This is a genomic window from Rossellomorea sp. NRS-1567 (assembly GCF_050467885.1).
Lineage (GTDB): Bacteria > Bacillota > Bacilli > Bacillales > Bacillaceae_B > Rossellomorea > Rossellomorea aquimaris_C.
Map to the genome: position 1 here is coordinate 176,154 of NZ_JBITPL010000015.1, position 16,141 is coordinate 192,294.

14 protein-coding genes are annotated in these 16,141 nt (G+C 41.1%); all 14 read left to right on the forward strand.

Annotated features, from left to right (window positions below; genetic code table 11):
- Positions 1-13: 13 nt before the first annotated feature.
- The 14 genes from ACIFOD_RS10310 to rny all read left to right on the forward strand — a co-directional run bounded on the left by ACIFOD_RS10310 (position 14) and on the right by rny (position 16,014).
- Entirely contained in the window at positions 14-1,111 is a 1,098-nt protein-coding gene (locus ACIFOD_RS10310; RefSeq protein ID WP_397551670.1) for a BMP family protein, read from the forward strand.
- Between the two features lie 217 nt (positions 1,112-1,328).
- Positions 1,329-2,864: an ABC transporter ATP-binding protein gene (locus ACIFOD_RS10315; RefSeq protein ID WP_430314510.1), complete on the forward strand. Its 1,536-nt coding sequence runs from the start codon at positions 1,329-1,331 to the stop codon at positions 2,862-2,864.
- Positions 2,857-3,906: an ABC transporter permease gene (locus tag ACIFOD_RS10320; protein ID WP_113968166.1), complete on the forward strand. Its 1,050-nt coding sequence runs from the start codon at positions 2,857-2,859 to the stop codon at positions 3,904-3,906. The genes ACIFOD_RS10315 and ACIFOD_RS10320 overlap by 8 nt, the downstream gene beginning before the upstream one ends.
- Positions 3,907-4,866, forward strand: a complete 960-nt coding sequence (locus ACIFOD_RS10325; RefSeq protein WP_148968788.1) for an ABC transporter permease — start codon at positions 3,907-3,909, stop codon at positions 4,864-4,866.
- 276 nt (positions 4,867-5,142) lie between these two features.
- Positions 5,143-6,417: an EF-P 5-aminopentanol modification-associated protein YfmF gene (gene yfmF, locus ACIFOD_RS10330; RefSeq protein WP_113968164.1), complete on the forward strand. Its 1,275-nt coding sequence runs from the start codon at positions 5,143-5,145 to the stop codon at positions 6,415-6,417.
- A 2-nt stretch (positions 6,418-6,419) separates the two neighbouring features.
- The gene (yfmH, locus tag ACIFOD_RS10335) at positions 6,420-7,709 is read left to right on the forward strand and encodes an EF-P 5-aminopentanol modification-associated protein YfmH (RefSeq protein ID WP_430314511.1); all 1,290 of its coding nucleotides are present in this window, start codon (positions 6,420-6,422) and stop codon (positions 7,707-7,709) included.
- 61 nt (positions 7,710-7,770) lie between these two features.
- Entirely contained in the window at positions 7,771-8,487 is a 717-nt protein-coding gene (gene ymfI, locus ACIFOD_RS10340) for an elongation factor P 5-aminopentanone reductase (protein WP_430314512.1), read from the forward strand.
- Positions 8,488-8,576: 89 nt separating this feature from the next.
- Entirely contained in the window at positions 8,577-8,834 is a 258-nt protein-coding gene (locus ACIFOD_RS10345; RefSeq protein WP_113968161.1) for a DUF3243 domain-containing protein, read from the forward strand.
- A 241-nt stretch (positions 8,835-9,075) separates the two neighbouring features.
- On the forward strand, positions 9,076-9,867 hold the full coding sequence (locus ACIFOD_RS10350) for a DUF3388 domain-containing protein (protein ID WP_113968160.1): 792 nt from the start codon (positions 9,076-9,078) through the stop codon (positions 9,865-9,867).
- Positions 9,868-9,886: 19 nt separating this feature from the next.
- Positions 9,887-10,786, forward strand: coding sequence for a helix-turn-helix domain-containing protein (locus ACIFOD_RS10355; protein WP_430314513.1), 900 nt, complete (start codon positions 9,887-9,889; stop codon positions 10,784-10,786).
- Between the two features lie 82 nt (positions 10,787-10,868).
- Complete coding sequence (gene pgsA / locus ACIFOD_RS10360) at positions 10,869-11,447, forward strand: CDP-diacylglycerol--glycerol-3-phosphate 3-phosphatidyltransferase (RefSeq protein ID WP_430314514.1); 579 nt, start codon at positions 10,869-10,871, stop codon at positions 11,445-11,447.
- Between the two features lie 70 nt (positions 11,448-11,517).
- Positions 11,518-12,756, forward strand: coding sequence for a competence/damage-inducible protein A (locus ACIFOD_RS10365; protein ID WP_430314515.1), 1,239 nt, complete (start codon positions 11,518-11,520; stop codon positions 12,754-12,756).
- Positions 12,757-12,968: 212 nt separating this feature from the next.
- Positions 12,969-14,006, forward strand: a complete 1,038-nt coding sequence (gene recA / locus ACIFOD_RS10370) for a recombinase RecA (protein WP_113968156.1) — start codon at positions 12,969-12,971, stop codon at positions 14,004-14,006.
- Between the two features lie 448 nt (positions 14,007-14,454).
- Positions 14,455-16,014 carry a ribonuclease Y gene (gene rny, locus ACIFOD_RS10375; protein WP_113968155.1) on the forward strand — a complete coding sequence of 520 codons (1,560 nt, stop codon included), beginning with the start codon at positions 14,455-14,457 and terminating at the stop codon, positions 16,012-16,014.
- Positions 16,015-16,141 lie beyond the last annotated feature (127 nt).

Consider the following 16,141-nt stretch of genomic DNA (forward strand, 5'->3'; position numbering starts at 1 on the left):
GGGGGTACTCTAGGTGAAAAAACGTAAAATGGGTTTAGCGTTGTCATTTGTTCTAGCTGCAGGTACATTATTAGGTGCTTGTGGAACAAGCGAGGACAAAGAAGGTGCATCTAGTGGTGAAGGTAACAAAAAAGAAGATCAATTTACAGTAGCAATGGTTACGGATGTTGGTGGAGTAGATGACAAATCTTTCAACCAATCTGCTTGGGAAGGTTTAAAAGCTTTCGGTGAAGAACACGACTTAGAAAAAGGTAAGAAAGGTTATGACTACTTACAATCACAATCTGATGCTGACTATGCTACTAACTTAAACACATTAGCTCGTCAAGACTTTGACTTAGTATATGGTATCGGCTTCCTTATGGAAGGTGCAATCAATGATATTGCACAACAACAAAAAGATTCTCACTTTGCAATCGTTGATGCTGTTGTAGATCAGCCAAACGTTGCAAGTATCACATTCAAAGAGCAAGAAGGTTCATTCCTTGCCGGAGTTGCTGCTGGGCTAGCAACGAAAACGAACAAAATCGGCTTCCTTGGTGGAATGGAAATTCCAGTAATCGAGCGTTTCCACTCTGGCTTCATTGCTGGTGTTAAATCAGTCAATCCCGAAGCTGAGATCGTTGCAGACTATGCAGGAGCATTCGATAAAGCTGAACTTGGTCAAACAATCGCGTCTAAGATGTACTCACAAGATGTAGACGTTATCTTCCATGCAGCTGGTGGTACGGGTAATGGATTGTTCAAAGAAGCACGTGACTTAAAAGAAAAAGATCCTTCCCGTGAGCTATGGGCAATCGGAGTTGACTCCGACCAATCGGCAGAGGGTAAAGTTGGGGATCATAACATCATCTTAACTTCTTCTTTAAAGCGTGTAGATAATGCGGTTCTGGATCTTTCTAATAAAGCAAAAGAAGGAAACTTCCCAGGTGGAGAAGTTATCTCTTACGGTCTTAACGAAGAGGGTGTTGGATTAGCTGAACTTAACGAAGAGCTTTCTAACAAAGACGAGGTTATGACTAAAGTTGATGAATGGAAAGAAAAGATCATGAGTGGGGAAATTACTGTACCTGAATCTTTAGATGCAGCAAATTCATTCTCTGCTAACTAATTGAACAGGGATAAGGGGGGCCAAGGATAGCCGGCCTCTTAAACCCTTTTTTAGAAGGAGTATTCATAATAATTAAAATTTTAATTGAAGTATAGAAACTTCTTTCTATCTTTCATTTAGAGTTTTAATCGGGGCAACCCTTTTTTTTCTAGAGTCTTAAGGTCTGACCTCTAACTACTAGATAAATATCCCTAGCCTATGCAAGGAGTGATTAGCAATGGATTATGTAATTGAGATGCTGAATATCCGTAAAGAATTTCCAGGCATCGTAGCAAACGATAATATTACCCTCCAGCTCAAAAAAGGTGAAATTCATGCGCTTCTAGGTGAAAATGGAGCAGGTAAGTCTACACTGATGAATGTTTTATTTGGACTTTATCAGCCTGAACAAGGAGAAATTCGTGTTAAGGGGCAGAAAGTAAACATCACCAATCCCAATATCGCCAATGACTTAGGGATTGGAATGGTTCACCAGCACTTTATGCTCGTTGATACCTTTACAGTAACAGAGAATATTATTCTTGGAAGAGAGCCGAAGTCCGGTGCAACAGTGGATATTAAAAAGGCAGAGAAGGATATTCGGGAAATCTCAGAAAGATACGGTTTGAAAGTGGATCCTTCCGCTAAAATTTCTGAAATTTCAGTAGGAATGCAGCAGCGTGTTGAGATTTTGAAAACACTTTATCGTGGTGCAGAGATTCTGATCTTCGATGAGCCTACAGCGGTACTGACTCCACAAGAGATCAAAGAGCTTATTCAAATCATGAAAACTCTAATTCAAGAAGGCAAGTCTATCATTCTTATCACTCATAAGCTTAAAGAGATTATGGAAGTGTGTGATAATGTAACCGTTATCAGAAAAGGAAAAGGGATCGGGACGGTGCAAGTATCGGAAACCGATCCGAATCATCTTGCCAGCCTGATGGTAGGACGTGAAGTAACCTTTAAGACGGAGAAGAAGGAAGCCACTCCTACTGACAATGTACTCGAAATTCGAGATTTGAACGTAAAAGATCACCGCAACGTTTCCGTTGTAAAGGGGTTAAACCTGGAAGTGAAAGCCGGGGAAATCCTTGGTATTGCGGGAGTTGATGGGAACGGTCAAAGTGAACTGATTGAAGCGATTACAGGGTTATACAAAGTTAATAGTGGCTCGATCAAGCTGAATGGAAAAGAAATAGTCAATATGAAACCGCGCAAGATTTATGAAACAGGTGTAGGTCATATTCCTCAGGATCGCCACAAACATGGTTTAGTCCTGGATTTTCCAATCGGTGAAAATATGGTTCTACAAACCTATTACCAAAAGCCTTATTCAAATAAAGGGGTATTAAGCTATAAGAATATTTACAATCAAGCGAGAAAGCTAATTTCAGAGTTTGATGTAAGGACACCTTCTGAATATACCCTTGCAAGGGCATTATCCGGTGGTAATCAGCAAAAAGCGATCATCGGTCGGGAAATCGACCGTGATCCGGATCTGTTGATTGCTGCCCAGCCTACCCGGGGACTGGATGTAGGAGCGATCGAGTTCATTCACAAGCGCCTGATCGAGCAGCGGGATAACGGGAAAGCTGTACTATTACTTTCATTTGAATTGGATGAAATCATGAATGTGAGTGACCGCATCGCTGTCATTTATGAAGGGCAAATTGTAGCAATTGTGAATCCGAAAGAAACAACCGAACAAGAACTTGGACTACTGATGGCTGGTTCGAAGAGGAAGGAAGCGGGGGAGAACGCACATGTCTAATCGATTAACAAATATATTAATCCCGGTTATTTCGGTCCTTTTAGGAATTATTGTCGGAACCATTATTATGCTTGTGAGTGGATATGATCCAATTGCAGGATATTCTGCACTATGGCAAGGTATTTTCGGAGAGATCTACTATGTAGGGGAAACGGTGCGTCAAGTGACTCCATATATTCTTGCGGGATTGGCTGTTGCCTTTGCATTCAGAACCGGATTATTCAATATAGGGGTCGAAGGACAACTGATTGTAGGGTGGCTTGCTGCAGTATGGGTAGGGGTCGCTTTCGATGAGTTACCTAAGATCATTCACTTACCGCTTGCTGTAATCGCAGCGGCATTAGCTGGCGCATTCTGGGGCTTCATTCCAGGATTACTGAAAGCAAGATATCGTGTACACGAAGTAATTGTTACGATCATGATGAACTATATTGCACTTCACGTAACGAATGCGATTATCCGTGATGTATTGACGGAGCGCAAAGATCGTACGGACTATATCGCAGAGACGGCTTCATTAAAGTCTCCATTCTTTGAGGCCTTAACGGATTACTCAAGACTGCATTGGGGGATCTTCATTGCCCTTCTGTGTGTCTTTATCATGTGGTTCCTTTTAGAAAAAACGACTCGTGGATATGAACTGCGTTCCGTAGGCTTTAACCAACATGCTTCTCAATACGCAGGAATGAACGTAAATGGAAACATCATTCTTTCTATGGTCATCTCTGGAGCATTTGCCGGACTCGCAGGTGCTATGGAAGGATTGGGAACATTTGGATACGCTTCGATCAAAGGTGGATTTACAGGGGTCGGATTCGACGGGATCGCTGTAGCTTTATTGGGAGGAAATGTTGCCATTGGTGTTGTGTTCGCAGCACTATTATTTGGAGGGCTAAAAGTAGGTGCATTGAATATGCCTCTTGAAGCGGGCATTCCAAATGAACTAGTAGACATTATTATTGCCCTGATTATTTTCTTTGTAGCATCTGGTTATATGATTCGATATCTGATTCAACGATTTAGTAAGAAGGGGGTGAAATAAGTGGGCTTTATCGATATCTTAACAATCCTTATTCCATCAACATTATTGTGGGCATCACCACTTATTTTCACTGCTTTAGGCGGAGCGTTCTCTGAACGTTCTGGTGTGGTTAACATCGGACTTGAAGGATTAATGGTCATTGGAGCTTTCTCAAGTATCGTTTTCAACTTGGCGTTTGCTGACACATTTGGTGCGGCAACACCATGGGTAGCCCTGCTTATAGCCATGGTCATGGGGGCGTTACTTGCCGTACTCCATGCGGTTGCTTCCATTACATTCCGTGCCGATCAGGTAGTGTCCGGAGTGGCAATCAATCTGCTTGCCATCGGTTTAACTCTTTTCTTAGTCAAACGTATTTACGGAAAAGGTCAAACAGACATCATTTCTGAAGGTTTTGGAAAAGTGGATGTACCGTTACTTAACAAAATTCCGGTGATAGGGGATATTTTCTTCTCCAACACTTACTGGCCACCATTTGTAGCCATTCTTGTGTCGGTCATCGTTTGGTTCATTATGTTTAAAACTCCATTTGGTCTCAGATTGCGTTCCGTAGGTGAGCATCCAATGGCTGCCGACACTATGGGAATCAACGTAACGAAAATGCGCTATATCGGCGTCATCATTTCCGGGGCTTTTGCAGGAGTAGGCGGAGGAGTATATGCCCAGTCGATTTCGTCCGACTTTAGTCATGCAACGATAAGCGGACAGGGATTCATGGCCTTAGCTGCTTTGATCTTCGGTAAGTGGCATCCCCTTGGCGCAATGGGTGCAGCATTATTCTTTGGATTCGCTCAAAGCTTAAGTATCATCGGATCGAGTATCCCGTTATTTGAGAATATTCCAAGTGTATATCTGCTAATCGCACCATATGTATTGACCATCCTTGCACTTACCGGATTCATCGGCCGTGCAGATGCACCTAAAGCACTTGGTACACCATATATTAAAGGAAATCGTTAATCATAACATAAGCACCAATCAAAGGTATCTCGACATTCGGGGTACCTTTTTTGTGAGGTTCTTTTGGTTATTGAAAAAAACAAAAGAAAGATCATAAATGAATATTATCCATGCATATACTAGTTTACTCTATGGGTATTTTTCCAATAGAGGAAGATGCTTGAAATCAACATATCACTACATGTATAGTTATACATAAATACCGCACAATAAAGGTGTTTATAACTTTTTTGATATCAAAAATGACGGAAGTGTTGAACTAAGGAGGACGGTACGATGACAGCCATAAATGAAGTAGTAAAGAAGAAACAGGGGTACACGCTACATATCGTTCAAACGGATAAGTATAAAACCAACAGTCTGATCTTGAAAATGAAAGCTCCACTAGATCAAGAAACAGTGACCTTACGCGGATTACTCCCTCATGTGATGCAAAGCAGTACAAAGACCTATCCGAGTACAACGGAATTACGATCCTACCTTGATGAATTATATGGTGCTAACTTTTTTACGGATTTAGGTAAAAAAGGTGAGTACCACGTGGTCAGCATGTCAGTTGAAATCGCCAACGAAAAGTTTTTAAGGGACTCAGAGCCTTTACTTCAAAAAGGAATAGAATTTTTAGCAGACGTCCTGCAAAATCCGCATATTGAAAATAACGAATTCGATAAGAAAACGGTGGAGAAAGAAAAACGAAACCAGAAGGTAAGAATACAGGCAGTATATGACGATAAAATGCGCTACGCTAATTCCCGGCTTGTAGAAGAAATGTGTAAGGGAGAACGTTTTGCCCTTCATGTCAATGGCATTAGTGAAGAAGTAGAGTCCATAACGGCCAAGAGTTTATATGAATATTATCAAAAAGTCATGAATGAAGATCAATTCGATCTTTATGTCATCGGCGATGTAGATGTTGCGGAAGTTGAAAATCTGTGTGATCAACTCCTCCAATTAAACGAACGTACCCCTCTCGAAGTCGATTCATCGAAAGTGGAACAAAAAGAAAGGGAAAACGTCGTGAAGGAAAAGCAGGATGTGAAGCAAGGTAAGCTGAATATGGGCTACCGGACACATACACAATATGGCGATGATGATTACTTTGCCCTTCAGGTGTTCAATGGCATATTCGGTGGATTTTCTCATTCTAAATTGTTCATAAATGTGAGAGAAAAAGCGAGCTTAGCCTACTATGCAGCAAGTAGACTGGAAAGTCATAAAGGATTATTGATGGTTATGTCCGGCATAGAATTTGAGAAATATGATCAAGCAGTCGGAATCATCAATGATCAGCTGCAAGCCATGAAGGATGGAGACTTTACAGATGGTGAGATCGAACAAACGAAAGCGGTCATCCGCAATCAACTGCTTGAAACCATTGATACGTCCCGTGGGTTGGTTGAGGTCCTTTATCATAATGCTGTCGCCCATGAAGAAATTGATCTAAAACACTGGCTTGATGAAATTGAGAAAACGACGAAAGAAGACATCGTGAAAGCAGCAAATAAAGTCGAACTTGATACCATCTACTTTTTAACAGGAATGGAGGGATAAGGATGAAGAAAATTTCCTTCGATCAACTACAGGAAAACTTATATTATGAAAAAATGTCTAATGGACTGGATGTCTATATTCTCCCGAAAAAAGGATTCAATAAGACGTATGCTACGTTTACGACGAAGTACGGAAGCATCGACAATCATTTTGCCCCTCTGGACGAAGAAGGATTCGTTAAGGTTCCAGATGGAATCGCCCACTTCTTGGAGCATAAATTGTTTGAAAAGGAAGATGGTGATGTATTCCAGCAATTCAGCCGCCAGGGAGCGTCGGCTAATGCTTTCACATCTTTTACACGAACGGCTTATCTATTCTCAAGTACCACCAATGTAGAACGAAATTTAGAAACGCTTATAGACTTTGTTCAAGACCCGTATTTTACAGAAAAGACAGTGGAAAAAGAAAAAGGCATCATCGGTCAGGAAATCACCATGTATGATGATAACCCTGACTGGCGATTATACTTTGGTGTGATTCAGAATATGTACAAAAATCACCCTGTGAAGATTGATATTGCAGGAACGATTGAGTCCATCACACCAATCACGAAAGATATGTTGTATCAGTGCTATAACACATTCTACCACCCAAGCAATATGCTTCTCTTTGTAGTGGGGGCTGTAGACCCGGATCAAATCATGAATCAGATTCGTTCCAACCAGGAAAAGAAGGATTATGAAAAAATGCCTGAGATCAAGCGGAGATTTGATGAAGAACCGGAAACGGTTGCTGAGAAGAAGCAGGTCCTTAAGATGAATGTACAAAGCCCTAAGTGCCTGGTAGGTCTTAAAGCGCCTGAACCACATCAGCAAGGCAAGGAAATGCTTAGACAAGAGCTTTCTATGAACGTTTTCCTGGATATGTTATTCGGTAAAAGCTCTACGTATTATTCTGAACTATACAATGATGGCTTGATCGATGAAACATTCCACTATGACTATACACAAGAAAATGGCTTTGGATTCCTAACCGTCGGCGGGGATACGGAAAAGCCGGATATCCTTGCCGAGAAGGTACAATCGCTGCTACTTAAAGCCAAACATGAATCTCTCTTTACAGAAGAGGGATTAGAAAGAACGAAGAAAAAGAAAATTGGTGCGTTTTTACGTGCCATTAATTCTCCTGAGTTTATTGCAAATCAATTCACACGCTATGCTTTTAACGAAATGGATCTGTTTGAGGTCGTACCTACACTTGAATCATTAAAGTATGATGATATTCAAACCGTTGCGAGTACCATTATTAGTGAAGAGCGCTTTACGGTGTGTCAAGTAGTTCCGAAATCATAATATCGGAGGGAGCTGCCCGAGGGTAGCTCCTCTCTTTATGTAGACATTGAGGTGGAAACAGATGAAATATGCTTTAATAACAGGGGCTTCAGGGGGAATCGGAAGCAGTACGGCTTTAAGCTTGGCAGAAGAGGGATGGAATTTATATTTACATTATCATTCGAATGAAAAAGCTATAACAGAGCTGCTACTTAAGATTGAAAAGTTTGGGGTGGAGGCCATCCCCATTCGGGCAAATCTTGCCCTCCCGAGAGAAGTCGGGAGTCTCGTGAACAGTATCTTCCAACTTGATGCCATTATATATAGTAGTGGGAATTCAAGCTGGGGAATGTTTCAAGATCAGACTGAAGAAGAGGTGGACTATTTGATTAACGTTCATGTGAAAAGTCCTTTACTCCTTATTCAAAAGTTATTGCCTAAGCTGATAGAACGTAAGGGGAGTATTGTAATGGTAAGCTCCATTTGGGGACAAATTGGCGCAGCATGTGAGGTCGTTTATTCAACTGTTAAGGGTGCGCAATTGGCATTTGTGAAATCATTGAGTAAGGAGCTTGCTCTAAGCGGGGTAAGGATCAATGCAATCGCTCCAGGAGCAGTTGATACATCGATGATGAGTTCGTTTTCTGAAGGGGAACTAGAAGCTATCAGGGAGGAGATTCCAATGGGTCGTCTCGCTCAGGCGGATGAAATAGCCGACTCGATTCAATTTCTCACTTCTGCCAAAGCCTCTTATATCACAGGTCAAACCATTTCCATCAATGGTGGGTGGCATACATGAAAAAGTTTTTTGGTCAAAAGATTATGGCGAATAATTTTTCCTCCGGGATACAAACTAAGGTTGTATTTCAATAAAGGAGGTCATGACAAATGTCTGTATTAGATAACTGGTCTGATTGGAAAAACTTCTTAGGTGAGCGTCTCAACCAGGCTCAACATGGTGGAATGGAAAATGAAACGGTTTCTGACTTAGCTTACCAAATTGGTGACTACTTAGCGAATCAAGTCGAAGCTAAGAACGATCAGGAAAAAGTGTTAGCGGATTTATGGTCTGTCGCTTCCCCTGAAGAACAACATGCCATTGCGAACATGATGGTTAAACTTGTTAATAACAATGGTACTCGTTAAGGAGAGGGATTTTTTCCTCTCTTTTTTTATATGCTTCAAAAAAATCACTTGAGAAGTCTATACTTCTTTACTATAAACAGCTTATGAGGTCTAAAATGAGAAATTGTACATATTTATGTAGGTTTTGCTTTTCTATTACCGGAAAATCATTTATTATAATACCTAGATGTTTAAATAAATTTTCCGAATTATGTCGATTTTTATCGAATTGGAATGTCACAGTTTTTTCAGGAGGGAACCAATGGAACGCAAAGAATGGTATTTAGAATATGAAATTCAAAAAAATCGTCCTGGCCTCTTAGGTGATATTTCCTCGTTATTAGGAATGCTTTCTATAAATATAGTGACGATAAATGGAGTAGATGAAGGCAGGAGGGGAATGCTTCTTCTTGCAAACAATGATGAACAGATTACGAGGCTTGAGTCCATCTTACAAACGATGGACACCATTAATGTAACAAAGCTCCGAGAGCCGAAATTACGGGATCGCCTTGCCGTTCGTCACGGCCGTTATATTCAGCGTGATGCCGATGACAAGAAAACGTTTCGGTTTGTTCGTGATGAGCTGGGTTTATTAGTAGACTTTATGGCTGAGCTATTTAAGCAAGAGGGACATAAGCTTGTTGGGATCAGAGGAATGCCCCGGGTAGGGAAGACCGAATCCATTGTGGCATCAAGCGTATGTGCAAATAAGAAATGGCTCTTTGTCTCTTCTACTTTGTTAAAGCAGACAATAAGAAGCAAACTGATTGAAGACGAGTATTCATCTGAAAATCTATTTATTATTGACGGAATCGTTTCAACTCGCCGTGCAAGTGAAAAGCACTGGCAACTAGTAAGGGAAATCATGAGATTGCCTGCTGTGAAAGTAATCGAACATCCTGATGTATTCGTTCAAAACTCTGAATATTCACTTGAAGATTTTGATTATATCATTGAACTTAGAAACGATCCTGATGAAGAAATTACATATGAATTAGTAGAACAAAATAATTTATTTCAAAATTCCGATTTTGGAGGTTTTGATTTTTAATATTGGAAGGTGTTAAGTGGTGACGGAATTAGGAAATCGTTTAAAGGAAGCCCGTGAAGCTAAAGGTTACAGCCTCGATGATTTACAAAGAATAACAAAAATTCAAAAACGCTATTTGATTGGGATAGAAGAAGGCTCGTATGACGCGATGCCCGGGAAGTTCTATGTGCGTGCATTTATTAAACAATATTGTGAAGCGGTCGGTCTTCCTCCTGAAGTGATTTTTGAGGAGCATAAGGAAGAAATTCCGACTACCTATGAAGATGAGATACCGGTTTCCCTTTCCAGGGTTCAGTCAAGAAAGTCTGTATCAGAAAGCTCTACAAGGGTATTTGACTTCGTGCCCAAACTGCTTATAGCCCTGTTCGTTATTGGTGCCTTGATTGCCGTATGGGTATTCTGGCAAGGGAAGGTGGGGGATAAAGCCCCTGAGACACAACCTTCAGAAAATCAGGAGCAAGTCGCTGTAGATGAGAATCAAACGACTGAAAGTGAAGAGCCTGAAGAAGAAACCAAAGATAAGAATGAAACAGAAAGTAAATCTTCAGAAGATGAAAATGCTAAGGAAGATAAAGAACAAAAACCAGAACAATCATTAGAAGCTGTTAATACTTCAGGCTATAAAACAACCTATGAACTAAAAAATGCAGATGAATTCAAGCTGGAATTATCTGCTAAGGGTGATACTTGGGTCGGTGTATATAACACGAAGGATGAATTGTTGTTTGAAGGGTTATTAAAAGAGGGGAATAAAAAGGACTTTGACTTTTCCGCAGAAGAGCTTGCTTATCTTGTAATCGGTAACGCTTCAAATACAAATATTTCAGTAAACGGCAATCAACTTGAGTACAAGATATCTTCTTCGGATGTTGTAAGACAGGATATTATCATTAACTATGAACCTAAAGCGACACAATAATTGAGATGAAAGGAGTTTTAATAACTCCTTTTTCTTACATACTATAGTTAGAACGTGTTTTTTAAGTATTGGAGGTAGAAAGGTGAACTTACCTAATAAGATTACAGTTTCAAGGATATTTTTAATTCCATTATTTTTAATCATTATGCTTGCACCTTTAAACTGGGGTGACATGATGTTTCTTGGGGCAGAAATGCCGGTCAAGCACTTTATAGGGGCTTTGATATTCATCATTGCGGCAACAACCGATTGGGTAGACGGTTATTATGCACGAAAGCTTGACCTCGTGACGAACCTTGGGAAATTTTTAGATCCATTAGCGGATAAATTGCTTGTATCCGCTGCATTAATTGTTCTGGTTGAGCTTGGCCTTGCCCCGTCATGGATTGTCATTATCATCATCAGCCGTGAGTTTGCGGTAACAGGCCTGCGCCTTGTGTTAGCCGGTGAAGGGGAAGTGGTTGCTGCGGGTCAACTTGGAAAGATCAAAACATGGGCACAAATCATCGCTATATCAGCGCTGCTTCTGCATAATGCCATTTTCGAACTGATCAATCTGCCATTTGCGACCATTGCTCTTTGGGTGGCTATGTTCTTTACGATTTGGTCTGGGTGGGACTATTTCAAACATAACAAAAAAGCATTTGTAAATTCGAAATAAAACGTTTAACAAGGGGGTTGATTCTACTGGAATCATCCCCTTCTTTACATCAATGACAGGGGGAATAAGGATGAATGCAGAAATCATAGCGGTGGGATCGGAACTACTATTAGGTCAAATCGTCAATTCCAATGCTCAATTCATTTCAGAGCAGCTGGCTGAAATGGGGGTGAATGTATACTACCACACTAGTGTTGGAGACAACCCTGAACGATTGCAGCATGCGATTTCAGTAGCTCAAAGGAGAGCAGACTTGTTGATTTTCACTGGTGGACTTGGACCGACGAAGGATGATTTGACGAAAGAAACCATTGCCAAGTCATTAGGTAGAACTTTGACCTTGGACGAAGATGCATTGAAATCAATAAAAAGCTATTTTATAAAAGTCAATCGGGAGATGACCCCCAATAATGAAAAACAGGCTCTCATTTTAGCCGGCTCTCAGGTGTTGAAGAATGAACATGGTATGGCTCCCGGCATGCTATTGAAAAAAGATGCTAAAGCATACATGCTTTTACCCGGACCTCCATCTGAAATGAAACCGATGTTCAGTACTTACGGCAAACAGGCCATCCAAAATTTATTAAAAAAGAAAGAAATCATCCATTCCCGAGTCCTGCGCTTCTTCGGCATTGGTGAAGCTCAGTTGGAAACAGAACTGGAAGATCTGATTGATCAACAAACCAATCCAACGATTGCCCCACTGGCTGGTGACGGAGAAGTTACACTGAGGCTGACGGCCAAACACGAATCGAAAGGTGTTGCCATTACCCTATTGGATGCGTTGGAAATTGAGATTATGAATATTGTAGGAGAATACTTCTACGGCTACGATCAGGATTCTCTCGTCGAGGTGGGATTCAAATTATTAAAAGAGCAGGGTTTCACACTATCCTGTGCAGAGAGTTTAACCGGGGGGCTCTTTCAAGCTCAATTAGCATCATTACCAGGTGCATCCTCCATCCTGAATGGTGGGGTGATCTGTTACCAGGATGAGGTCAAGAAGAAGGTACTCTCCGTGAAAGAGAGTACGCTTGAACAGCATACCTCAGTAAGCGAAAAGTGTGCACAGGAGCTTGCTGAAAACGTAAGAGAACTTTTATCATCCGATATCGGGATCAGCTTTACAGGTGTGGCAGGTCCCGGATCACATGGAGGGCAACCTGCAGGAACCGTTTGGATTGGGTTGTCCATGAAAGATCAGCCAACTAAAACGTTTCATTTGAATCTTGGCGGCGGACGAAATGCTAACCGAATGAGAACGGCGAAGTATGGTTGGTATTATTTGATGAAAGAATTGAGTAAGTAATTGTACTGAGGCTGTCTTCTGATATGGAAGACAGTTTTTTTGAGCCAAACCGCTCTAAATTCAATCCAAAACACCCAGATTAAAAAACCGAATGAATGTTCGATTTTTTTCTTGTTTTCTATTATAAAAACGTTTATAGTATAGATAGGTTGGATTTGAGACAAGCTTATAAGTTGTCAATTTCAAGTTCTATATTCAAAGGAGGAAGATTTGTGAGCGATCGTAAAGCAGCCTTAGATATGGCGTTAAAACAAATAGAAAAGCAGTTTGGTAAAGGCTCAATCATGAAGCTTGGGGAGAAAACGGATAGAAACGTAGTAACATGTCCAAGTGGTTCACTTGCACTGGACGCTGCTCTTGGAATAGGCGGATATCCACGTGGAAGAATCATTGAGGTATATGGTCCCGAATCATCCGGTAAAACAACAGTAGCACTTCATGCGATTGCAGAGGTTCAGGCTCAAGGAGGTCAAGCTGCATTCATTGATGCAGAGCACGCACTTGATCCTGAGTATGCTCAAAAGCTTGGAGTAAACATAGATGAATTATTGCTTTCTCAACCTGATACAGGTGAGCAGGCATTGGAAATTGCGGAAGCGCTTGTACGTAGTGGAGCAGTGGACGCTATCGTTATCGACTCTGTTGCAGCCCTTGTACCGAAAGCAGAAATCGAAGGAGAGATGGGAGATGCTCACGTAGGTCTTCAAGCCCGTTTAATGTCACAGGCTCTTCGTAAGCTTTCAGGTGCCATCAACAAATCGAAAACCATCGCGATTTTCATTAACCAAATTCGTGAAAAGGTTGGAGTCATGTTTGGAAATCCTGAGACGACTCCCGGTGGGCGCGCACTGAAATTCTATTCTTCTGTACGTTTGGAAGTCCGTCGTGCTGAAACACTTAAGCAAGGAAATGAAATGGTAGGGAACAAAACGAAGATTAAAGTAGTGAAAAATAAGGTGGCTCCACCTTTCCGTGTAGCGGAAGTAGATATCATGTACGGTGAGGGGATTTCTAAAGAAGGTGAAATCGTCGATCTTGGATCTGAGCTTGATATTGTTCAGAAGAGCGGTGCCTGGTATTCTTATAACGAAGAGCGCTTAGGTCAAGGTCGTGAGAACGCGAAGATTTTCCTTAAAGAAAATCCGGAAATCCGCAGCGAAATCATGCTGAAAATCCGTGAACATTACGGATTGGATACAGGTCGAGCTGAAACCGATGATAAAGGTGAATTAAGTCTTTTAGAAGACTAACCAAATATAAGAGAAGCAGCCATTTTCGGTGTGCTTCTCTTTATTATGTATGATAAGCTATTAGTTGGCAGAAAATAGTAATAGTGTTTTTCTCTAACGCTAATCGCTTATAGTTGTGAAAAGCATGAGAATAATCGTGTTCTGAAGATAACTTCTAAATTCAACAAAAAATTTTCAAATAGTTGGATGGTGTCAAAAAATCATCCATAACCCCAGAGTGACAGTGTCAATTTATGTCGAATGGAAAAAATCCCTTGAGAAATCTAGGGATAGAGGGCTCAACCCCTTGACAATAAATTTTCAGAGATTTAAAATTAACATGTATATTTTACAAATTTTTCGAATGAATATTTGAAAGCCTAGCGCTGTATATTTTGTTCAAGTGAGCAATGTACAAGCCGACATGTAAAAGACATGATGACAGTTCATAGCAAGAGGAGGTGAAATAATGCAACCTATAACAATCATCTCCATTTTGCTTGGCCTAATCGTCGGTGTAGTTGTTGGATACCTAATTCGTAAGTCCATTGCTGAAGCAAAGATTGCTGGTGCTAAAGGTTCAGCAGAGCACATTTTAGAAGATGCTAAGCGCGAGGCAGATGCTCTGAAGAAAGAAGCACTATTAGAAGCAAAGGACGAAAATCATAAACTTCGCACAGAAATGGAAAATGACCTTCGTGAACGAAGAAATGAATTGCAGAAACAAGAAAATCGTTTGATGCAAAAAGAGGAAAACCTCGATCGGAAAGATGAAACGCTTGATAAGCGTGAAGCCTTACTCGAGAGAAAAGAGGGGACTCTTAACGAGAGACAACAACATATTGAAGAGATGGAAAGCAAAGTGGACGAGATGGTACGATCACAGCAAACAGAGCTAGAGCGTATCTCGAGCTTAACTCGTGATGAAGCGAAAGGAATCATTCTTGACCGCGTTGAAAATGAACTCTCCCATGATATCGCCATTATGGTCAGAGAGCATGAAACACGTGCGAAGGAAGATGCAGATAAGAAGGCGAAAGAAGTCCTTTCACTGGCTATTCAACGTTGTGCTGCTGAACATGTGGCAGAAACAACTGTTAGTGTTGTGAACCTACCGAATGATGAGATGAAAGGTCGAATTATTGGGCGAGAAGGACGTAACATTCGTACGCTGGAAACTTTAACAGGAATTGATCTGATTATTGATGATACTCCTGAAGCAGTTATTCTTTCTGGTTTTGATCCGATTCGTAGAGAAACGGCTCGAATTGCATTAGAGAAGTTAGTTCAGGATGGACGTATCCACCCTGCGCGAATTGAAGAGATGGTCGATAAATCTCGACGTGAAGTGGATGAATACATCCGTGAAATTGGTGAACAGACAACCTTTGAAGTTGGCGTTCATGGTCTTCACCCGGATTTAATTAAAATCTTGGGACGTTTAAAGTATCGTACAAGTTACGGTCAAAACGTTTTAAAACACTCAATGGAAGTGGCGTATCTATCCGGGTTACTAGCAGCAGAGCTTGGTGAGGATGAAAGACTCGCTAAACGTGCTGGATTACTTCATGATATCGGAAAAGCGATCGACCATGAAGTAGAAGGAAGCCACGTAGAAATTGGTGTTGAACTGGCAACGAAGTACAAGGAACACCCTGTTGTCATTAACAGTATTGCCTCTCACCACGGAGATACAGAGCCTACGTCCATCATTGCCGTACTGGTTGCTGCAGCTGATGCTTTATCTGCTGCGAGACCTGGCGCAAGAAGTGAGACGCTTGAGAACTATATCCGCCGATTAGAGAAGCTGGAAGAAATCTCAGAGTCATATGAAGGCGTTGAGAAATCTTTCGCGATCCAGGCAGGACGTGAAGTTCGTATTATGGTTAGACCAGAAGCCATTGACGATTTGGAATCTCACCGATTAGCGAGGGATATCCGTAAACGGATCGAAGATGAGCTCGATTATCCAGGCCATATTAAAGTAACGGTCATCCGTGAAACTAGGGCTGTCGAATACGCGAAATAAGAGGTTGACTCGAAAAGGGATATCCCTTTTCGAGTCAGCTTTTTTTATCGTTTATATGCTCCCGGGACGGATGAATAGACGACAGGTTATTTGTGATACAATAACTACAAGACTGAATACATATAGA

Coding starts and splice junctions, on each gene's coding strand:
- ACIFOD_RS10315 (WP_430314510.1), top strand. CDS start 1,329: ATGGATTATGTAATTGAGATGCTGAATATCCGTAAAGAATTTCCAGGC.
- ACIFOD_RS10320 (WP_113968166.1), top strand. CDS start 2,857: ATGTCTAATCGATTAACAAATATATTAATCCCGGTTATTTCGGTCCTT.
- yfmF (WP_113968164.1), top strand. CDS start 5,143: ATGACAGCCATAAATGAAGTAGTAAAGAAGAAACAGGGGTACACGCTA.
- yfmH (WP_430314511.1), top strand. CDS start 6,420: ATGAAGAAAATTTCCTTCGATCAACTACAGGAAAACTTATATTATGAA.
- ymfI (WP_430314512.1), top strand. CDS start 7,771: ATGAAATATGCTTTAATAACAGGGGCTTCAGGGGGAATCGGAAGCAGT.
- ACIFOD_RS10345 (WP_113968161.1), top strand. CDS start 8,577: ATGTCTGTATTAGATAACTGGTCTGATTGGAAAAACTTCTTAGGTGAG.
- ACIFOD_RS10350 (WP_113968160.1), top strand. CDS start 9,076: ATGGAACGCAAAGAATGGTATTTAGAATATGAAATTCAAAAAAATCGT.
- ACIFOD_RS10365 (WP_430314515.1), top strand. CDS start 11,518: ATGAATGCAGAAATCATAGCGGTGGGATCGGAACTACTATTAGGTCAA.
- rny (WP_113968155.1), top strand. CDS start 14,455: ATGCAACCTATAACAATCATCTCCATTTTGCTTGGCCTAATCGTCGGT.